Origin of the sequence: Streptosporangium sp. NPDC001559, from assembly GCF_042893955.1 — a bacterium.
GTDB lineage: Bacteria > Actinomycetota > Actinomycetes > Streptosporangiales > Streptosporangiaceae > Streptosporangium.
On sequence record NZ_JBIAVG010000020.1, the window covers coordinates 61,425 to 82,146 of the forward strand.

General features: G+C 71.8%; 14 protein-coding genes, 1 tRNA gene and 1 pseudogene. 12 read left to right on the plus strand and 4 right to left on the minus strand.

Annotation, left to right across the window (positions count from 1 at the left end):
• The first annotated feature begins 9 nt into the window (after positions 1-9).
• From ACFYY8_RS35260 to nrfD, 6 genes are read left to right on the plus strand one after another with little or no spacing between them, the layout of a single operon-like run.
• Positions 10-2,646 (plus strand): hypothetical protein, encoded by a 2,637-nt coding sequence (locus ACFYY8_RS35260; protein WP_390048649.1) that lies wholly within the window; start codon positions 10-12, stop codon positions 2,644-2,646.
• Positions 2,643-6,095, plus strand: coding sequence for a hypothetical protein (locus ACFYY8_RS35265; protein WP_390048651.1), 3,453 nt, complete (start codon positions 2,643-2,645; stop codon positions 6,093-6,095). The genes ACFYY8_RS35260 and ACFYY8_RS35265 overlap by 4 nt, the downstream gene beginning before the upstream one ends.
• 19 nt (positions 6,096-6,114) lie before the next feature.
• Positions 6,115-7,452, plus strand: coding sequence for a hypothetical protein (locus ACFYY8_RS35270; protein ID WP_390048653.1), 1,338 nt, complete (start codon positions 6,115-6,117; stop codon positions 7,450-7,452).
• Positions 7,453-7,504: 52 nt separating this feature from the next.
• Positions 7,505-10,696 (plus strand): formate dehydrogenase, encoded by a 3,192-nt coding sequence (fdh, locus tag ACFYY8_RS35275; RefSeq protein ID WP_390048655.1) that lies wholly within the window; start codon positions 7,505-7,507, stop codon positions 10,694-10,696.
• Positions 10,689-11,501: a 4Fe-4S dicluster domain-containing protein gene (locus ACFYY8_RS35280; RefSeq protein ID WP_390048657.1), complete on the plus strand. Its 813-nt coding sequence runs from the start codon at positions 10,689-10,691 to the stop codon at positions 11,499-11,501. Before fdh ends, ACFYY8_RS35280 begins: the two co-directional genes overlap by 8 nt.
• On the plus strand, positions 11,498-12,490 hold the full coding sequence (gene nrfD, locus ACFYY8_RS35285) for an NrfD/PsrC family molybdoenzyme membrane anchor subunit (RefSeq protein ID WP_390048659.1): 993 nt from the start codon (positions 11,498-11,500) through the stop codon (positions 12,488-12,490). The genes ACFYY8_RS35280 and nrfD overlap by 4 nt, the downstream gene beginning before the upstream one ends.
• Here nrfD and selD read toward each other — a convergent pair.
• Positions 12,480-13,564 (minus strand): annotated as a pseudogene (gene selD / locus ACFYY8_RS35290) (selenide, water dikinase SelD); the annotation flags it as partial. The gene nrfD and the pseudogene selD sit on opposite strands and share 11 nt — an antisense overlap.
• Before the next feature lie 115 nt (positions 13,565-13,679).
• On the opposite strand from selD, the gene ACFYY8_RS35295 reads away from it, so the two are divergent.
• The 3 genes from ACFYY8_RS35295 (at position 13,680) to ACFYY8_RS35305 (ending at position 14,949) form a co-directional block, all read left to right on the plus strand.
• A tRNA-Sec gene (locus tag ACFYY8_RS35295) sits at positions 13,680-13,772 on the plus strand.
• Between the two features lie 80 nt (positions 13,773-13,852).
• Positions 13,853-14,449 carry a TetR/AcrR family transcriptional regulator gene (locus ACFYY8_RS35300; RefSeq protein ID WP_390048661.1) on the plus strand — a complete coding sequence of 199 codons (597 nt, stop codon included), beginning with the start codon at positions 13,853-13,855 and terminating at the stop codon, positions 14,447-14,449.
• On the plus strand, positions 14,446-14,949 hold the full coding sequence (locus ACFYY8_RS35305) for a DUF6653 family protein (RefSeq protein ID WP_390048663.1): 504 nt from the start codon (positions 14,446-14,448) through the stop codon (positions 14,947-14,949). The genes ACFYY8_RS35300 and ACFYY8_RS35305 overlap by 4 nt, the downstream gene beginning before the upstream one ends.
• A gap of 157 nt (positions 14,950-15,106) precedes the next feature.
• Here the strand turns inward: ACFYY8_RS35305 and ACFYY8_RS35310 are convergent, their stop codons facing one another.
• Together ACFYY8_RS35310 and ACFYY8_RS35315 are read right to left on the minus strand one after the other, a co-directional pair.
• A complete protein-coding gene (locus ACFYY8_RS35310) occupies positions 15,107-15,691 on the minus strand; it encodes a hypothetical protein (RefSeq protein ID WP_390048665.1) in 585 nt (194 codons plus the stop codon).
• Positions 15,692-16,013: 322 nt separating this feature from the next.
• Complete coding sequence (locus ACFYY8_RS35315) at positions 16,014-16,370, minus strand: hypothetical protein (protein ID WP_390048667.1); 357 nt, start codon at positions 16,368-16,370, stop codon at positions 16,014-16,016.
• Positions 16,371-17,312: 942 nt separating this feature from the next.
• Between ACFYY8_RS35315 and ACFYY8_RS35320 the strand changes: the two genes are divergently transcribed.
• Positions 17,313-18,590, plus strand: coding sequence for an arginine deiminase (locus tag ACFYY8_RS35320; RefSeq protein ID WP_390048669.1), 1,278 nt, complete (start codon positions 17,313-17,315; stop codon positions 18,588-18,590).
• Between the two features lie 28 nt (positions 18,591-18,618).
• A complete protein-coding gene (locus tag ACFYY8_RS35325) occupies positions 18,619-19,284 on the plus strand; it encodes a MarC family protein (protein WP_390048671.1) in 666 nt (221 codons plus the stop codon).
• Positions 19,285-19,328: 44 nt separating this feature from the next.
• Here ACFYY8_RS35325 and ACFYY8_RS35330 read toward each other — a convergent pair whose 3' ends face one another.
• Positions 19,329-19,712, minus strand: a complete 384-nt coding sequence (locus ACFYY8_RS35330; protein ID WP_390048673.1) for a hypothetical protein — start codon at positions 19,710-19,712, stop codon at positions 19,329-19,331.
• Between the two features lie 437 nt (positions 19,713-20,149).
• Between ACFYY8_RS35330 and ACFYY8_RS35335 the strand changes: the two genes are divergently transcribed.
• On the plus strand, positions 20,150-20,671 hold the full coding sequence (locus ACFYY8_RS35335; protein ID WP_390048675.1) for a hypothetical protein: 522 nt from the start codon (positions 20,150-20,152) through the stop codon (positions 20,669-20,671).
• Positions 20,672-20,722: the final 51 nt, after the last annotated feature.

Below are 20,722 nucleotides of genomic sequence, written 5' to 3' on the forward strand. Positions count from 1 at the left end.
GGAGTCTCGTTGACCGATTTCCACGCCGGGCAGGGCGGATCGGCCTCCTCATCCGCCACCGGCCACCGTACGGCGATCGCCCGCTACCGCGAGCTGGCCGACCGGGCGATGACCGCGCTCGGCCAGGAGGACGTCCCGCAGGCGGCGGCCTTACGCCAGGCCCACGACCGGGCCGCGGGACTGGCCGTGAAACTGAGGGAACGCTGCGCGAAACCCGTCTCGGTGGGGATCGTCGGAGAGTACAGCGCGGGCAAGTCCATGCTGCTGGGCACGTTGCTCGGCGCCCCCGGGCTGCTGCCGGTCTCCGGTTCGCCCACCACGGGGAACGTGACGGTGCTGCGCGTCGAGCCCGCTCCGCCGGGCGAGCCGACCCGGGTGCGCGCGGCCAGGATCGAGTACCTCACCCGTGACGAGCTGGCCGAGACGGTCGGCTACATCATGGACGAGCTGGTCAGGACCGTGCAGCGCGCCGGAGGCGGCAGGGACGTCTCCGCGCTGGGCGGCTACAACCCCGTCAGGGACGGCTGGGACGTCCTGAACCGGTGGGCGGAGAACACGCTGGACTGGGCGGCGATGGAGAACTCCAGGCTGTTGGGCATCACGCTCGAACTGACGAGGATCCGTGACGCGCTCAGGCTCGCGGGGGAGTTCGTGCTCGACGGCCACACGGGGCTGACCCTGCCGGTCGAGCCGGACATGCTCCGCCAGGCGCTCGACATCGAGGACATCAGGGACCTGCCGCGTGTTTTTCCCAGGACCGCACAGGGCTTTCCCCTCTCACCCCGCGACCCGCTGACCGCCCAGACGCTGCGGACCACCTTCACCCTGATCCGCAGGGTCGTCTGCCAGGTCTCGGTGGCCCAGGGCGACTGGGCGGGGCCGCTGCCCGGGGACGGCACCGCGGCGGAGCTGTGCGACCTTCCAGGGCTGGGCGCGACCGCGGTCCGCGACGAGTACCTCAGCGTCAGGGAACTGGACGAGATCGACGCCATCGTGATCGTGCTGCCCTCGCACCGGGCCGAGCGTGACGACGCGCGGCAGTTCTACTCGCTGCTCGAACGCAACCGCAGGGGCAAGGGCGCGCTCAGCGAGTCGATCCTGGTCGCGGCCAACTGCTTCGACCTGCTGCAGCCGCCGGACGTCCCGTTCGCGGGCGTGGCCGACCTGGTGGCCTCCTCCCGTGACCTGTCCTCCCTGCACCGGATGGCCACCACCCTCAACGGGCGCAGGGAGGACCGGGTGGCCTTCACCTCCTCGCTCGTCGCGATCGCCGCCCAGGGCCTGCCGTACGAGACCGGCGGTGAGGAGGGGGAGAAGATCACCGCGTCCCTTGGCGTCGCAGGGGCCCAGGCGGAACGGTGGAAGCGGATCGCCGCGGACCTGGCCCTGACCGATCCGGGCCACCCGTACACCGCGGCGTTCGGCGGGTTCGGGCGGGACGGAGGGGTCGCGGGGCTGCGGGACATGCTGGACCGGCACGTGCGGACCTACGGCGTGTTCCTCAAGCACGAGGCGGTCGTGCCGATCGCCACCGACCTGCTGGCGGCGCTGCGGGCGCTGGACCGGATGCTGCGCCCGGCGCTCGGCGGCGCCCCGGCGGGGGTGCGTGACACGGGCTCGCTGACCGCGCTGTTCCGGATGATCGAGGAGGAGACCTCCCACACGGTCAGGTCGCTGGGGTTGCTGGCCGACCCGGAACGCCTCGCGGCCGACGGCACGCAGGTCGTCCCCGGCGGCTCCGCGGTCCTCGACCTGGCGCGGGCGGGCGCCACCTACGACGTGTTCACCTGGCGGGAGTGGCAGCAGTACCGGGACCGGGTCGGTGACGACGGCCGGATCGGGCCGCCGCTCGGCGGGGGAAGGGCGGGCGGCCGGGGCTTCGGCGTGGCGCGGCGCATGCCGACCGAGGCCGACGCGACCGCCCCCGACACCACGGAACGGCTCTTCGCCAGGTTCGAGCCCACCTGCGTCAGGGCCGTCGGCGAGGCCAGGGAGATCTACCTGGAGGCCGTCGCCGCCTGGGCGGAACGGCGCCATCGGGAGCTGGCCCACGTGCGCGAACGGCTGCGCGCCCCGGACACGGCGGAGTCCGTAGGGCGGCTGCTGGCCGCGCTCGACCCGGAGGACGACGGACAGGCGCGCGGGCACAACCTGCTCAGCCTGGTCTCGATGGACTGGCTGCCCGACGCGGCGGCGGGTCTGCTGCCGGTGCCCGTCCCGCCGTCCCGCGGGGACCGCTCCCACGGGAGCGCCTACGGGGACTCCTACGAGGACAGGGAGCGGATCGCCGAGCGGTTCCCGCTGCGGACCGCGCAGGCGCTGCCCTGGAACGGCGGGCGCCGCAACATCGCCGGGGACGCGGGAGCCAGGATCGTCACCCACCAGATGAACATCTTCCGGGTGCGCGGCGACATCGTCGCGGCGGTCGGCCACCACGTACGGCGCCACCTGCTGGCCGACGCGGTCCGGCTGGGCCGGGAACTGCGCGTGGAGCTGCAGGAACTGCGTGAGGCCGTACCGGCTGAGGAGAGCGTGCGGCGCCTCACCCGGCGGGGGACGCACGACGGCGGACGGGCCCCGGCGGGTGGCCCGGTCCGTGATCTGCTCGACGAATGGGACGGGAAGTCCGGAGGTAACGCCCGATGACCGTGCGCCTGCTGTTCGCGGGACCCAACGACGGCGAGGGGGACGACGAGACCTCAGCCGGTGTGTTCACGATCTTCGAGGTGAACGGGGAGTACCGCCTGCCCGACGTGTTCGCCGAACCGGACGGGGTGGCGAACGCCGTGGACGTCCACGGGCCGGGGCCGCAGCCACCGGGCGACGAACTGGCCGCGCGGATCGCCGAGCTGTACACGCTTCCCGGCTGGCGCCCGCGCCGGATGCCGGGACGCTACCTGCTCGTCCAGGGGCCCGCCGTCCCGGCCGCCGACCTCGGGCTCGGCGGTGAGCGGACCGTCAGGATCGCCTGGTGGATCGGCGAGGCGGGGTCGGGGCCCAGGGAGTTCACGCTCGAGCTGCGGCTGATGCCGCCGGGGGCGCGTCACGCCAGGAGCGGCGTCAACCGGGACGCCACCCGGCGGGTCGCCCCGATCGGCGAGCCCCGGCGGCACGTGAGCTTCTTCGGGCACGCGGCGGTCGACTTCGGCACCTCCTCCTCGACCGTCACGCTGTACGACAGGACGGGCGGCAAACGCGTCGAGATGGACGAGCAGCAGTTCGAGGTGCTGCTCGCCGGGTTCGACCGGCTGCTGCTCGACGGCCCCGCCGGGACGCACGAGGCCGACTGGGCGCAGGCGCGCGAGGACATCGTGCGCGGCCTGACCACCCGGCTGAACTCGCTGCTCGGCCTGTCGGGCACCGGCGACTCCGTCCGGGTCACCGTCGCCACGGAGGGTCTCGAGGTGCTCCAGCCGGGCTTCCAGCATCTGCCGGTGCCGAGGGTCCGTTACCGGGACGTGCTCTGCAAGGAGCTCGACGTGGCGATCTCCCGGATGGACGAGAAGCTGGGCACGGCCTACGCCATGAGCCTCGACGGCTGCTACGCCGACGCCTTCGGCACGCCCGCGCTCGGCTCGCTGTACCTGCACCAGGTCGTCTTCGACGGTGACTCGCCGGAGATCTCCAGCGAGATCAAGGTGCTTGAGGGCTCTCCGCTGCGGGCGGTGCTCGGCGACCGGGCCGACCGGGTGACACGCGCCTACCCGGGGCTGAAGCGCGCCTTCTCCCGGCCCCGTGAGCTGCCCGAACTGCGGAGCGAGGGCGGGGCTCCGGTGACGACGGACACGTTGCTGATGCACGCCTACAACGACCTGGTCGACAAGACCATCGAGTACGGTAACGAGAAACGTTCCGCGGAGTGGGGCATCCGCGGGCTGAACCACCTCGTGCTGACCTACCCGACCACGCTTCCGCCGTCGGGGCGCCGCGCGCTGGAGAAACTGGCGCAGTCCAGTCTCAGGATGGCCAGGGTGACCACGACGTTCGACGAGGCCGTCGCCGCCGCGTTGTTCTTCGTCATGCGTGACTTCGGCGGCGAGTCCGACACCGGTGTCGAACCGTTCCGCGCCAGGTCAAGGCGGGTACGGCCGGGGCGTCCAGCCTGGCGGCAGAACATGCTGGTCATCGACATCGGCGGGGGCACGACGGACGTCGCGCTGTTCGCGCTGCACCTGATCGACCGGCAGGTGCCCGCCGGGGACGTCCCCGAGGAGTTCTTCGGCCGCCACTACGTGATCCGTCCCGAGGTGCGGGGCTCGACCGGGCACCCGCAGCTCGGTGGCGACCTGCTGACCCTGCGGGTGTTCCACTGGCTGAAGGCGGAGATCGCCGACGCCCTGATGGCCCTGACCGACCGCGACGGCGGGAAGACCGCCGGGAGCGCCGTCGGGGGCCCCGCCGGGAGCACTGTCGGGGGCACGGAGGAGGAGGCGTGGCTGGGGCACTGGCCGTCCTCCCACGTCGGCGCGGACGGCGTGCCGCGCCCGATCGCCCCGGCCTTCATCGCCAACCCCGACCCGGGGCCGAGGCCCGAGCAGGTCTGGACGGCGCTGCGGGAACTGCTGCCGACGCACAGCCCGGCACTGGCGGCGGGCGGGCGCGCCGCGCCGGGACGGGCGTTCTTCCGGCTGTGGCAGGAGGCCGAACAGGCCAAACGGCTGCTGGGCGCGGGCCGGGAGTACACCCTGCCGAAGAACAAGCTGCAGGAGGTGCTCAACAACATCGACGGCCGGTCGAGGCCGCCCGCGGCGCTGGTCGAACGGCTCGGGCACACCGTGGTCACCCTGCTTCCCGAGCAGTTCGAGCACCTGGCGACACCCGTGATCACCGCGGCGGTCGACATCGCGCTCACCACCTTCAGCGCGCAGCGCCGCCGGGAGCCCGAGGAGCCCATCGACATCGTCGCGCTGTCCGGCAAGACCAGCACGATGCCCCTGGTCGAACGCATCGTGGCCAGACGACTGCGCGAGCTGACCCTGAACGCCACGGACGGGACGGACGCCGTCCCGGTTCCCCGCCTGGTCGTCGAGCGCCGCTACGCCAAGCAGGCCACCTCGATCGGCGCGTGCTGGGCGCACAGCTTCAGCCGCTACGCCGATATCGAGAGCGAGGACACGGGCGGGCCCTCGGGTGAGGCCGAACGTCACGTGGACGGTCGCGAGCGGCTGCGGGCGGGCCAGAACGTCGTCGGCATCGCCGTGGACAACCTGTTCCAGAGCCTGCCGTGCGACTTCTCCCTGCAGAACGCCGACACGCGGGTCGGCATGCTGCTCAACGCGGGCGACCAGCTCGACATCGCCGACCGCACCGGCAGACTGTCGGTCCGTACGGCCTGGCGCCCGATGAAGGAGGACATCCACATCCACCGCGAGCTGGGCGGTGACCGGGGCGAGTCCATCGAGTGGGGCAGGTTCACCTTCGACAGCAGACAGGACAGGCTCACCAGGGCCAACGTCGACTGGGGCAGGATCCGCTTCCAGATCGAGGTCAACCAGGAGCTGGAACCGGTCATCCACCTGTGCCACGGCGGCAACCCCGTCTACCTCGTCGACGGCGACCACGGCGAGGTCGGGACGGCGCTGAACGGCGGACGCCGGGGCGTCCCGCTGGAGGCCACGGGGCTGCCCGCCGCCATCCACGTCAGGAGGACTCCGGACGCGCTCGACGACAGGGCGACCGTCGAGCTGTTCCCGATCCTGGCTCCGGGCGAGGAGACCCGGCGCCACCTGCGCTCCTACCTGCTGGAGAGCGGAGGCGACGGCCGGGTGTTCAGCGGGGCGATCTCCCCGGCCTGGCTGCCCCCGCCCGCCCAGGCGCACGGCGCGGCGACGTGGGAGTTCCTCTGGGTGGACGGGCGCGGCAACCTCTCCCCGCTGTTCCGGATGTCCGCGCCCCGCAGGGACGCGCACGTGCGCTACCACGTCACCCTCGACCACCTGGGGCGGCTGCGGATCCACGTCGGCTACCCCCGCTACCTGGCCGCCCGCGGTCTCACCGATCTGGCCGACTACCCCGGCGCGGTGTTCACCTCCCCGATGGAGCCGGGGGAACCGTTCGGCAAACCGGAGTGGGAGCCCTTCACCGGTGACCACTGACCTTCGACAGGACGACTCCATGCGAACGCTCGACGATCTGCTCGAACCCCTGCTCGGCCTGGACGGGCGGCCCGCGCCGTTCGCCGGGCCGCTGCGCGACCTGCTGCGCGACGTCGTCACCCGCCTGGACACCCATCTCGACCAGCGGGCCGCGCAGGCGCCGACCGACCTCTACCTGCGGGGACAGGACCTGATCGGCCGGCTGCGCACCGTCTGCCGGGTGCCGGGCAGGCAGGTGCACCGGGCGGTCCAGGCCGAACTGGACGATGCGGCCAGCCCGCTGCGGGTGCCGCTGTGGAGCGCGCTCGGCGACCTGGCCGGGCAGCTGATCATCCTGCTGCACAGGGACGGTCCCCGGCAGGGGGAGGAGGCGGACGGCGACCTGGTGCTCGGCCTGGTCGGCGTGCTGCTCGGCCTGACCCACCCCGCCCCGCACCAGGAGACCCGCCGGGAACCCCCGGCCGCTGTGGAGCCGGTGAAACCCGTGGAACCCGCGGCGTCCGTCGCGGAGCCGGTCGAGGAGACGGACAGGAGAGGGCCGGACGACCTGACCGTACGGCTGCGCGACGAGTACGACCGCCTCTACCAGGACAGCGTCGTCTACCTGGGCGAACCCGATGAGGCCCCGGAGACGGCAGAGGAACTGTGGATCGGCCTGCACGTGGCCTGCCTGCGGCTGCCCGAGGCCATCGCCAGGTTCCAGCGCGAGCACTTCGCGCGGACCTTCGGAGGCGAGCCGGGCGAGGCCGTCGTCCCGGCGCTGCCGGCGATCGGCTTCCCCGGGCTCGGTGACCCCAAGGGGCCCGGCGGCGACCACTGGCGTTCGGCGAGGACCGAGAGGATGTACGACATCCTGGTGGAGATGTTCGCCGTCGCCGAGCTCGACCCGGGCGTCTACCACGGCCTCGACGAGATGGCGCGCGACGCCCAGGCCCCGATCAGGCTGGACGCCGAGACCCGGCGTCAGTACCGGGAGCGGGCGTGGACCAGGCTGCGGGAGCTCGACGAGCTGCAGCCGGGCGACGGCCTGGAGATCAGATACCTGGCCTGGGTCGACGAGGTCGTCTCCTCGTTCTTCCCGCTGCCGCTGCCCGTGCCGGACAGCTGGTGGGCCGAACGGTACCGGCGCTCCCGCGCCCTGGTGCTCGACGCGGTCCGGGCCGCGGGCGGCAAGGCCGACGTCCTGGACGGCAGGCCGTACGACAGGGCGTTGCGCGGCAGGCTCAGCGGAACCCAGATGATCATGCCGGTCGAGGAGGCCGACGCCGACCGGGTGCTGTGGACGTTGCGGCTGCCGTGGGAGTTCGGCGGCAGCGGCGAGCCCGGCCGGGTCGTCCACGGGGTACGGCGTCGCTGACGTGATGGCCGTTATGGCGGTTAGTGACCGTATCGGCGGGTAGGACCGCCACGTGGCACAGGGGGGATGGATCTCCCGCTGGCCGGTTGTCCGGCAGCTCAGGGGAGAAGACGGCAGGTCGCGCGCCGCCCGTTCGGCGCGCACCGACGCGCTGCGCCCCAGGACCGAGCTGGCCGACAGCGTCGCCAGGTCCGTCTGCCCCTACTGCGCGGTCGGATGCGGCCAGCTCGTCTATGTCAAGGACGGCCGCGTCACCCAGATCGAGGGCGACCCCGACTCGCCCATCTCGCGCGGCAGGCTCTGCCCGAAGGGCTCGGCGAGCAAACAGCTCGTCACCCACCCCGGCAGGCAGCGGCACGTGCTCTACCGGCGTCCCCACGGCACCGAATGGGAGCCGCTCGACCTCGAAACCGCGATGGACATGATCGCCGAGCGGGTGCTCCGTACCCGCAGGGAGACCTGGCAGCAGCAGGAGGAGGGCAGGACGGTCCGGCGCACCATGGGCATCGCCAGCCTGGGCGGGGCGACGCTGGACAACGAAGAGAACTACCTGATGAAGAAGCTCTACACCGCCCTCGGCGCGATCCAGGTCGAGAACCAGGCCCGTATTTGACACTCCTCGACCGTCCCCGGTCTGGGGACCAGCTTCGGGCGCGGCGGCGCGACGAATTTCCAGCAGGACCTCGTCAACGCCGACTGCATCGTCATCCAGGGCTCGAACATGGCCGAGTGCCATCCGGTCGGGTTCCAGTGGGTGGTCGAGGCCAAGGCGCGGGGCGCGAAGGTGTTCCACGTCGATCCGCGCTTCACCCGCACCAGCGCGCTGGCCGACCGGCACCTGCCGATCCGCGCGGGCGCCGACATCGTGCTGCTCGGCGCGCTGATCAATCACGTGCTGGTCAACGAGCTGGACTTCCGCGAGTACGTGCTGGCCTACACCAACGCCTCGGCGATCGTCTCCGAGGACTTCAGGGACACCGAGGACCTCGACGGGCTGTTCTCCGGCTTCGACGCCGGCAGCCGTAAGTACGACCCGTCGAGCTGGGCCTACGAGGGGACCAAGGAGGAACCCGCCGCCGGGCTGCGCGGCGAGCAGCTCGAAGGCGGGGCCTACCACGCGGAGGTGGCCGGTCCCGACCAGTACGGCTCCGGTGGCGCGCGGGAACAGGCCAGGCCGCCCGCCGATCCGACGCTGCGCCACCCGCGGTGCGTCTACCAGATCCTCCGGCGTCACTTCGCCCGCTACACCCCGGAGCTGGTCGAACAGGTCTGCGGCGTCTCCAGGGAGGACTTCGCCGAACTGGCCGGGGCGATCACCGAGAACTCCGGCAGGGAACGCACCACCGCCTGGGTGTACGCGGTCGGCTGGACCCAGCACACCGTGGGCGCGCAGTACATCCGCACCGCCTCGATCCTGCAGCTGCTGCTGGGCAACATGGGACGGCCGGGCGGCGGCATCATGGCTCTGCGCGGCCACGCGAGCATCCAGGGTTCGACGGACATCCCGACGCTGTTCAACATCCTGCCCGGCTACCTGCCGATGCCGAACGCCCACGGGCACGACACCCTCGACGACTACCTGCGGGGGGCGGGCGCGGAGACGGGCTTCTGGGGCAGGAAACGCTCCTACATGGTGAGCCTGCTCAAGGCGTGGTGGGGGGAGAACGCCACACCGGACAACGACTTCTGCTTCGGCCACCTGCCCCGCCTGACCGGCGACCACGGCCACTACACGACCGTGATGGGGCAGATCGACGGCACCGTCAAGGGCTACTTCGTGGTGGGGGAGAACCCGGCCATCGGCTCCTCGGGAGGCAGGGCGCAGCGGCTCGGGCTGGCCAACCTCGACTGGCTGGTCGTGCGGGACCTGACCCTCGTCGAGACCGCCACGTTCTGGAAGGACGGCCCGGAACTGGCCACCGGGGAGATGCGCACCGAGGACATCGCGACCGAGGTGTTCTTCCTGCCCGCCGCCAGCCACGTCGAGAAGGAGGGCACCTTCACCAACACCCAGCGGCTGCTGCAGTGGCGGCACAAGGCACTCGACGCGCCGGAGGACTGCCGCAGCGAGCTGTGGTTCTACTACCACCTCGGCAAGCGGATCAAGGCCGCGCTGACCGGCGACGAGATCGACCGCCCGCTGCGCGAGCTGACCTGGGACTACCCGGAGGAGGGCGAGCGCGCCGAACCGTCCGCGCCCGCCGTGCTGCGGGAGATCAACGGCACCGGCCCCGACGGGCGGACGCTGTCGGCCTACACCGACCTCAAGCCGGACGGCTCGACCCGGTGCGGCTGCTGGATCTACTGCGGCGTCTACGCCGACGAGGTCAACCAGGCCGCCAGGCGTAAACCGGGCGACGAGCAGAGCTGGGTGGCGCCCGAGTGGGGCTGGGCCTGGCCCGCCAACCGGCGCGTGCTCTACAACCGGGCCTCCGCCGACCCCGAGGGCCGCCCGTGGAGCGAACGCAAGGCCTACGTCTGGTGGGACGCGGAGAGGGGCGAGTGGACCGGACACGACGTGCCCGACTTCGAGCCGGCCAAGCCGCCCGGCTACCTGCCACCGCAGGGCGCGCAGGCCGAGGACGCCCTGGCCGGGACCGACCCGTTCATCATGCAGGCCGACGGCAAGGGCTGGCTGTTCGCCCCCGCCGGTCTGGCCGACGGGCCGCTGCCCACCCACTACGAGCCGCACGAGTCACCGCTGCCCAACCTCCTGTACGGCCAGCGGGCCAACCCCGCCCGCCGCGTCTACGACCGCCCGGAGAGCCCGTACAACCCGCCCGAGTCACCACGTTTCCCGTACGTCCTGACCACCTACCGGCTGACCGAGCACCACACGGCGGGCGCGATGAGCAGGCCGCTGCCCTACCTGGCCGAGCTGCAGCCCGCGCTGTTCTGCGAGGTCTCACCGGAACTGGCCGAACTGACCGGGCTGGTCAACGGCGGCTGGGCGACGATCGTGACGACCCGCACCGCGATCGAGGCCCGGGTCCTGGTCACCGAACGCGTCCGGCCGCTGCGGCTGCAGGGCCGTACGGTCCACCAGGTCGGCCTGCCGTACCACTGGGGATGGGGCGGGGGCGGGCTGGTGACCGGCGACGCCGCCAACGACCTGCTGCCTCTCGTGCTCGACCCGAACGTGTACATCCAGGAGGGCAAGGCCGTCACCTGCGACCTGAGGCCGGGCAGGCGCCCGACCGGCCCGGCGCTGCTCGAACTGATCAGGGAGTACCGCGATGGCTGAGCGGATGGGCTTCTTCACCGACACGAGCATCTGCATCGGCTGCAAGGCCTGTGAGGTGGCCTGCAAGGAGTGGAACGACGTACCCGACGACGGGTTCGTCTTCAGGGCGACCTCCTACGACAACACCGGCAGTCTGGGCGCCGACACCTGGCGTCACGTGGCCTTCGTCGAGCGCCCCCGCCCGGCCGGCGAGGAAGGCGACGGCCTTGAGGGCTGGCTGATGTCGTCCGACGTGTGCAAGCACTGCACGCACGCCGCCTGCCTGGACGTCTGCCCGACCGGCGCGCTGTTCCGCACCGAGTTCGAGACGGTCGTCGTGCAGGCGGACGTGTGCAACGGCTGCGGCTACTGCGTGCCCGCCTGCCCGTACGGCGTGATCGCCCGGCGCGAACCCGACGGCAGGGCCTTCAAGTGCACGATGTGCTACGACCGCCAGCTCGGCGGCCTGGAACCCGCCTGCGCCAAGGCCTGCCCGACCGACTCCATCCAGTTCGGGCCGCTCGACGAGCTACGGGCCAGGGCCGAGGAGCGCGTGACGAGCCTGCACGAGCAGGGCAGGACGGAGGCCCGCCTGTACGGCGCCAGTCCCGACGACGGCGTCGGCGGTGACGGCGCCTTCTTCCTGCTGCTCGACGAGCCCGAGGTGTACGGCCTGCCACCGGACCCGGTGGTCACGACGAGGGACCTGCCGCAGATGTGGCGGTGGGCGGCGGGCGCCGCGCTGTCCCTCACCGGTGCCGTCGCCCTGTCCTTCCTGGGCGCCTCCGCAGGCCGGGGCCTTCTGGGGCGGGGGAGCGGCAGGTGAGGCGCGGGGAGGAGCCGATGGTGCCCGAGGCCGGGTTCCGGTCCTACTACGGGCAGCCCATCATCAAAGCCCCCGTCTGGCACGAGCCGCACATGCCGGTCTACCTGTACCTCGGCGGCCTGTCCGGCGCCGCCGCCACGATGGCCGCCGTCGCCGGGCTCGCGGGAACCCGCAGGCTCGCCCTCACCGCCAGGGTGACCGCCGCGCTCGGCGCCGCCGCGGGCGCCGGGTTCCTGGTCGCGGAGCTGGGCAGGCCGGAGCGCTTCCTCAACATGCTGCGCGTGTTCAAGCCGACCTCCCCGATGAGCATGGGCTCGTGGATCCTGGCCGCGCACAGCGGGGCGACCGGGCTGGCCGCCGCCTCCGTGCTGGCCCCCCTGTTGCCCGCCCGGCGGACCCCCGCCTTTCTGCGCGCCCCCGCCGTCGCGGCCGTACTGCCCGTCGCGGGCGACGCCGCCTCCGCCGCCGCCGTGATCACCGGTCCGCTGATGGCGACCTACACCGCCGTCCTGCTCGCCGACACCGCCGTACCCGCCTGGCACGAGGCGCTTAAGGAACTGCCGTTCCTGTTCGCCGGGAGCGCGCTGGCCAGCGCGGGGGCCGCGGGCATGCTGGCCACCCCGAGGGCGTCCGCGGCCCCGGCCAGGGCCATGGCCGTACTGGGGGCCGCCGCCGAGACCGCCGCGGGCGCGCTGATGGAGCGGCGGCTCGGGCTGGTCGGCGAGCCGTACCGGACGGGGGAGGCGGGCCGCAGGATGCGCGTGGCCCGCGCCCTGACGGTCGGCGGCGGGCTGCTGGCCGTCGTGGCGGGACGCAGCCGTGTCCTGACCGCGCTGTCCGGCGCCGCTCTCACCGCGGGCGCGCTGTACACCCGTTTCGGCCTGCTCGCGGCGGGCCGGGCCTCGGCCGCCGACCCTAAGTACACCGTCGTCCCCCAGCGCCTGCGCCTGGAGGCGGGCCAGGCGGCCTCGGTCCCCGCCGGATCCTGAGCCCCGCGGGCCGCGTTGACGTCGGGGTTTTCAGCGCAGCCGTACGGCCGCACCGTCGAAGACGGTCAGCTCGCCGACGACCGGCGCGCCCGGCACCTCCCCGGCGACGAGCAGGCCGCCGGAGGTCTGGGCGTCGGCCAGCAGCAGCACGTCCTCCTCGTCCAGGTCTCCCGGGTCCAGGTGTGGTTCGACCCACGCCAGGTTGCGGCGGGTGCCACCGCTGACGTAACCGTCCCGCACCGCCTGACGCGCCCCCTCCAGGTACGGCACCGCCGCCGCGTCGATCACGGCCGTCACGCCGCTCGCCCTGGCCAGCTTGTACAGATGCCCCAGCAGGCCGAAGCCGGTCACGTCGGTCGCGCACTCGACGCCCGCGGCGAGCGCCGCCAGTGAGGCGTCCCGGTTGAGCGTCGTCATCGCCGCGACGGCCTGCGGGAAGACCTCACCGGTCGCCTTGTGCCTGCTGTTGAGCACGCCAACCCCGAGCGGCTTGGTCAGCGACAGCGGCAGGCCCGGCCGTCCGGCGTCGATGCGCAGCAACCGCGCGGGGTCGGCCAGGCCGGTGACGGCCATGCCGTACTTGGGCTCCGGATCGTCCACGCTGTGGCCGCCCGCCACGTGACAGCCCGCCGCCCGTGCCACGTCCAGGCCGCCGCGCAGGACCTCCTTGGCCAGGTCCATCGGCAGCACGTCCCTGGGCCAGCACAGCAGGTTGACGGCCACCAGCGGCTCTCCGCCGACCGCGTATACGTCCGACAGGGCGTTCGTCGCGGCGATCCGCCCCCAGTCGTAGGGGTCGTCGACCACGGGGGTGAAGAAGTCGGCGGTCGCCACGACCGCCCGGCCACCCTCGACGCGGACCACGGCGGCGTCGTCGCCGTCGTCGAGCCCGATGAGCAGGTCGTCCGGCCGGTCGCCGGACAGCAGCCCGGCGACCACGGCCTCAAGCTCGCCGGGCGGGATCTTGCAGGCGCAGCCGCCTCCGTGGGCGTACCCCGTCAGCCGGGGCCTGCCCGTGTCCGATGTTCCCGTTCCCGTTCCCGTTCCCGGGAGGGTGTCCGGTCCCGCTGCCATCTACGTCTCCTCCGGTCGGCCGCCGACGGTCGCGCGGGGACACCGGCCCCTTCGTGCCCCTTCGTGTCCCCTCGCCTCCCCGCGGTCTTACCCGTCCACGGGTATGTTCTCCCTTGGAGGCGTCTGGGTGCCTGGTGGACCCCCCGGTCTTCAAAACCGGTGAGGCCGAGGTTCTCGGCCTGGCGGGTTCGATTCCCGTCCGCCTCCGCTCCTCCGCCCCGGCCCCCGTCTGGCCGCGCGTAACCTTTGCGCGTACGCTATGACCAAATGACCAAAGGAGTCATAGCTTTGGCAATCGCGTTCACCACCGAGGAGAAGGCGCGCATCACCCGCGTGCTGCTCGACGCCGGTGAGGAGCTGTTCACCACGCAGGGTCTGAAGAAGACCTCGCTGGAGGAGCTCGTCGCCCCGGCGGGCATCGCCAAGGGCAGCTTCTACTCCTTCTTCGACTCCAAGGAGTCGCTGTACCTGGAGATCATGCTCCGCCGCGCCCCGAAGGTGGCCGCCCACATCGCGGCGGCCCTCGACGACCCGCCGGGGGAGGAAAGCCTGGTCGCCGTCATGCACGCCATCACCGGCGTGCTCACCGGCGACCCCCTCTACCGGCGGCTCCTCACCCGGCCGGACGAACTGGAGATGGTGACCCGGCGTGTCGGCCCCGAGCAGATCGCCCGCGTCGCCCCACAGGTCATCACGCCGCTGCTCGACCATCTGGCCGCGGGACAGCGCTCGGGCGTCGTGGTCGCCGACATTCCGCCGGAGACACTCGTCGGAGTGATCCGCGGCGTCGGCCTCATCGTTCTCAACCGCGACCGGTTCGGCCCCGCCTACGAGGCGGTGCTCGAAGCCACCATCAGGACTCTGGCAAGGGGAATGCTGACATGAGCGTTCTGGACAAATACGCGAGCATGGCCGGGATGACCGACGAGGCGTGGAAGCGTCACGCCAACCCGTGGAGCGTCTGGACCCGGTTCGCCGCCATGCCGTCGGCCATCATGGCGATCTGGAGCCGCACCTGGATCGGCTGGTGGTCGCTGGCGCCGCTGGCGCTGGTCGTCCTGTGGCTGTGGGCCAACCCGCACGCCTTCCCGCCGATCACCAAGCCGACCGCCTGGTCCTCCGTGGGCATCTACGGCGAACGCCTGTGGATGCAGGACCGCTCCCGCATGCCCGCCGGGTTCGCGGTCGCCCAGCGGGTCTGGGCCGTCGGCGGTCTCGCCGGTCTCACCCTGCTGGTGTGGGGGCTGGTCGCCCTGGAGATCTGGCCGACCGTGTTCGGCCTGGTCCTCATCGTGTACGGCCAGCTCTGGCGAATCGACCGGCTGGGCATCCTCTACAACCAGACGCGGCCCTCCGAGGCGGGCGAAGCCACGGGAACCGTGTAGACGACGTTCGCCGGGAGATCGGTGATTCGACGGGCCGATCTCCCGGCGGCGGACCGGCTCGGTGCCGGTCGTGAGTTCTGGCGTGGCCGGGTCTACCGAGCCGAGGGCGACGCGGGCGGGGTTTCGCCGGTCACGCGGTGGTCCCGCTGGTTCGTCGTCACGACGCCTTGCGGCTCAGGGTTCCGACGAGGGCGCGGATGTAGGCGCCGGAGGCGGTCCTGGACTGGTAGTGGTAGGTGGCGCTGGTGACCGTGGTGCTGCCCGCGGCGCATCGGGGGTTGAGCAGGGTGGCGGTCCCGCCGGGGCGGGGGGCGTCGCCGGAGCTGGGGGCGACGGTCCAGGTGTAGCCGCGCTTGGAGGCGGTGCCGGTGCCGGAGAAGGCCTTCGGCTGTCCGGCGTAGATGTCGTCGACGTTGCCGCCGATGACCGCCAGGCCCCCCTTGGGCAGCAGGGGGACCACCCCGCCGGGCACGACGGAGACCCGGCGCTTGACGGAGGTGCCGCTGTTGCCGTTCCAGAACGTGGCCCGCGCCGAGCCGGAGAAGCCCGAGGTGAGGGCGGCGGAACGCCAGTCGGCCTGGTGGCCGCCGCAGCCGGGGCCCTCACCGGCCGCCTGGGCGGTACTGAAGGGCGCCCTCGTGACGGTGGGAAGGACGGCGGCCTGGACGGGCGATATGAGAGCGGGCGTACCGGCCAGGGCGACGAGGGCGGTGGCCAGCGACAGAACAGACAGATGGCGCATGGGAAGCTCCTTTGAACGGACGTGCCCCCAGCCGCCGGGATGCGGTGTCGTGGGGGCGACGGCAACCTATCGCCACAGAAGGTAGTCGCGTGATTACGGTAGGGAAATGGCCGGTTCAGGTCACCCGCTCGGAACCGGCCCCCCGGCATGGCGACGCCTATCGCGTAGGTCACCCAGTGCGGTAGCCCGGACCGGGGCGCTTCTCATGTCGATCTGCTCCGGATGCGGCGCCCGGGCCGATCGGCCGGATTCGGCCGCGGCCTGCCTGGTCTTGACCACGAGCATCTCGGAGAAGCCGAGCACCGACGCGGTCACCTTCAGGTCAACGCCGGGCAGCACCTCGGCGTAGGTCGCGGTGTCCCCTTCCGGCACCGGCCTCGGCGGGCTCGCCGGCCAGGTCATCGCCACCGAACGCCCGCCCTCGCCGATGACGGCCGGCGGCGTCGTCCCGCCGTACCCGCTCGGGCGGCGCCGAGGTCTCCGAGGTGAACGATCCGTCGGGGTTGGCGAACACCTGGCGGTTCTCCGTGCGCAGGGACGAGACCTCGACCCGCTGCCTGTCGTCCCGCGCCTGCCGGGAGGCCTCATACTCCGTCCTCGCGGCCGGGACCTTCGGGGCCGTGGTCGCGGAGTCCCCGGCCGCCGGGGCGCCGAAGGTCACGAACGTACCGGCCGGCAACGCCATCACCATGGCGACAACCGCTCCGCGGGGGGAACACCGCACCCAGGCCTCCACAGAATCTGCGTAACCACGTTTTCACGGAGTGCTCAACGGTTGCGTCGCGTACCCGCACGGAACAAGAATTCCGGGATTCGAAACCGGCGCCATCAATGGCACCAGCGGTCAGCCGGAGGGTCAACCCGCCGAGTCAAGGTCGATATCTTCTTCGTGCGGTCCTGCGACCCGCTTCCGCTCTATTCGGGGGGCGAATATTTCAGGTTTCAGTGAAGGTTGCCCAGGGTGATTGAGAAAAGGCGAGATGTGAGGAGGCTTCATCATCGTCTCACCTGTCCCGGAAGTGTTGAGATGGAATTTCCCCAGGTAGAGACGCACGTCCGAGTATTCATCATGTCTCATTTCCGGAGAATTCTCCGCATGGGCTGAGTCGGCTCCCGGTGATTCCGGTATTCGCCGGGCCCGGGTCATGTGAGTCGGGGGAACGTGGGGTAGTCGGCCGATCCAGCATTTCCGGGCCGGGCGCAACCGGTTTTCCGGCCCCGGTTGCCGCCTTTCGCGGATCGATTCAAAGTGTCATGTCGAAATCGCATTCCGTGTTCATTAATTGTCATGGAACATGGCCCGGCGGGGAGGGCGCGGTGGGGTCGAACCTCGCCGTTCGGAGGAGCCGGTCGCCGTTCCCGCCGGGATCGGGCGGTGAGCGGACCGGCGGCCTCCACGCGGATCCCATGGCTCGGACCGGCCGGTGAGACCCGCCGCGCGAAGCGCTCCCGCGACGACGCCGGTCCGTTCGAGGACGAACCGACCAGGTCACCCGCGGTTGCCCGCGGAGAGGCAGGGGAAAGATGGGAAACGTTGTGGTTTGTCCCCCGTGAGTTCGCCGTGGCGCGAACGGCCACTTCGACGGCGACCGAAAGCGACCGGCAGCGACAGGGGGACACGGTGAGCACGAGGTACGGGGTCCACTCCGAGGTCGGCACGCTGCGGCAGGTGATCGTGCACCGGCCCGACCTGAGTCTGAAACGGCTGACCCCGGTCAACAAGGACGAGCTGCTCTACGACGACGTGCTCTGGGTCGGCCGCGCCCAGATCGAACACGACGCGTTCGTCGAGATGATGCGCGGGCGGGGCATCGAGGTGTTCCACCACCGGGAACTGCTCGCCGAGGCGCTCGAAGCCGCCCCCGAGGCGAAACGGCACGCGGTCGAGCGCACGGTCACCCACCTGACCGTCGGGCCGTCCCTCGTCGACGAGGTCCGTTCGGAACTCGCCTCGTGGAGCGGGGCCAGACTCGCCGAACACCTGATCGGCGGGCTGACCAAGGAGGAGTTCGCCGCCGCCGTACAGGCCGGTCGTGAGGGCTTCGACGGGCGCTCCCTGGTCGCCGCGACGGCCGAGCGGGGGGCGTTCATCCTGCCGCCGCTGCCCAACTCCCTCTACCAGCGCGACCCCTCGGCCTGGCTGTACGGCGGCGTCTCGCTCAACCCGCTCTACTATCACGCCCGGCGGCTTGAGACGATCAACCAGAGCATCGTCTACCACTTCCACCCGATGTTCGCCGACGACGGCTTCGCCTACTGGTATCCCCCGATGGGCGACGACGGCCGCTTCGACGAGGAGGACTTCGGGCACGCCTGCATGGAGGGCGGCGACATGATGCCCATCGGCAACGGCGTCGTCGCCGTCGGCGTCAGCGAACGCACCAGCCCCGTCATGGTCGAGCACCTGGCGAAGGAGCTGTTCACCGCAGGGGCCGCGACCCGGGTGCTGGCGGTCAAGATCCCGCCGAACCGCTCCTACATGCACCTGGACACGGTCTTCACGCTGCTCGACGTCGACAAGGCGACCGGATATCCGCCGGTCGTCGAGAACGCCGAGGTCTACTCGCTGCGGCCCGCCGACAGACGGGGCACCGCCGTGCGGGTCCACCGCGAGCCGGGCCTGGCCGCCGCGTTCGAGGACGCCCTCGGGATCGGCAAGCTGGACATCATCCCCACCGGGGGCGACGACTACCAGCGGGCCAGGGAGCAGTGGGACAGCGGCAGCAACTTCGTCGCCCTGGAGCCGGGGGTCGTGGTCGGGTACCACAAGAACGAGTTCACCAACCGCAAGCTGCGTGAGCACGGCGTCGAGGTGATCGAGATCGAGGGGTTCGAGCTGGGCAAGGGCAGGGGAGGCGGGCACTGCATGACCTGCCCGATCCTGCGTGACCCGGTCTGACCACGAGAGGTTCTCGGGGAGGACCGCGATGACACATCCGGCACTGGTGTTGTTCCTGGCGCTGTTCGGTCTCTACAGCCCGGTCGCGGCGCTGGCGTCCTATCTGCCGATCGTCCGGCCGTACGGCGGAGGCCAGGTCAACCGGCTGGCGATCGGGCTGGCCCTCAACGTCGCCGTGTTCGTCCTGGCGGCCCTGTGGGTCGGGGAACCGCTGCTCAAGCTGCTGGGCATCAGCACCGCCGCGCTGACCGCCACCGGAGGCATCGCCCTGGCGTACGCCGCCATCCCGCTGATGCGCGGAAAGGCCGGAGCCGTCGAGGAGCTGGAAAGGCTCCAGGAACAGGAGAGGCTGGAGACCGCGCCGCCGCCGGATCCCCCGCCCGATCCCAAGTCGATCCTCTTCACCCCGCTCAGCTTCCCGCTGACCGTGGGCGGCACGACCTTCGCCTTCGGCGTCGCGGCCTCGGCGGAGGCCTCGACCGTGCGGGACAAGCTCGCCCTGTCGGTCGCCGCACTGTGCTTCGCCGCGGTCACCGGGCTGACGCTCTACCTGTCGGGGCACGTCCAGCGGCGTATCTCGCTCAAGGGGGCGATGCTCCTGGACCGGGTGGCGGGCATCCTGCTGACCGCGATCGCCGTCATCCTGCTCGCCAACGGCTTCACCGACCTCGTCACGGCCCGCCTCGGCCGCTGACCGCCCGGAGCCGCCGGGCGGTCTCGGGCGGTGGCCGTCCGGGGTCACCGGCCGCCGACGAAGGAGCGGGCGGGGACGAACAACTCGTGCCCGGTGTCGAAGAACACCCGCACCCCGGCGTCCGTCCACTCGGTCGTCCGCACCGAGGCGGTGAACGTCCCGAGGCCCAGCCGGTGGCCGTAGGAGAGACCGGGGTCCCGGCCGACGAAGATCTCGCGGGACTCTCCCAGCAGGGTGCTCCTGCGGACCAGCGCCAGAAGGTGCGCCGAGCCGTCGTCGTACGCCACGGTGGCCGGTTGGGCGTCGCGGTAGACCACCTCGGAGCGGGGCAGGCCCACCGCGAGGGAGAGCGCCACCCCCACCGCGACGCCGAGGAGGAGCACGCCGAGGAGTCTCAGGCGCGCTCCCGTGGCTGAAGGTGCTGACATCGGCGGCCTCCGTCTCGGGGATCGGTCACCTGGTTCGTCGCTCCCGCGCCGCGGAAGGTTCACGCCCTTCCCGGCGTACGGCGGGGCGGGACGGTGGCGCGGGCTGTACCGCGTGTCTCCGGCAGGCTGGATCGATCGTCGCGTACCCACGCGGACATGCTTGGCGGAACGGCGGCCGGGCCCGTCACGCGGGATGCGGGCCGCCGCCGTCACGAGAAAACGACACCCGAAAAAGGATGACTTATCAGTGTTCAGAACTTTTCTGGGGCGGGGTCTGTCAGACGATGCGTGGTTCACCGGCCTCCCGGGACGCCCGGCCCGCCGATGACGGCGGACCCGCCCCGGCGCCTTTCACGCGTGACCACCCGTAAGCCCCAAGGACAGCCCTCCGGCGTCCGGCTCGACGGCCGGGTGCCGGGATCATGACGAGGAGAGAGATGAGATCGGTCTTGCTCGGCGCGGCCACCGGCCTCGCCGTCCTGTTCACCGTGGTCCCGCCCGCCGCCGCCCGGCTCACGACCCGGGCGGCCCAGGTCGCCGCGCCGGAGGCGGGCAACACGGGCAACGCGGGCAACGTGGGCAACGGCGGGAACGCCGGGAACAGGGTCGTGTACGGCTGGGCCGTACGGTCCGGGAACTCGGCCTTCTCGATCACCCCGCGCAGGGCCGTCCACGGCCATGTGGGGGAGAGCGGCCTGCTCGCGTGGGAACTGGGCAGGAAGGCCGGAGCCCCTCTCACGATCCGTTACACCGGGAGGCTGGACTTCCGTCAGGTGAACAGGACGTGCGGCAGGCCCTCGGCCGGTTATCCGTACGACACCTCCGACAGGAGCGCCTACGGCACCAGGAGGTGTTCCTCGGCCCACCTGCGGAAACTGCTGAAGGACAGGATCGCGGTCCGGGTCGAGTACACCGGCGCGCTGGTCGCGGTCAAGGTGCGGGAGCTGGTCCTGCCCTGACGAACGGCCGTCCCGCGAACCGTCCCGGAGGACGCCCGCGGGCCGGGGAAG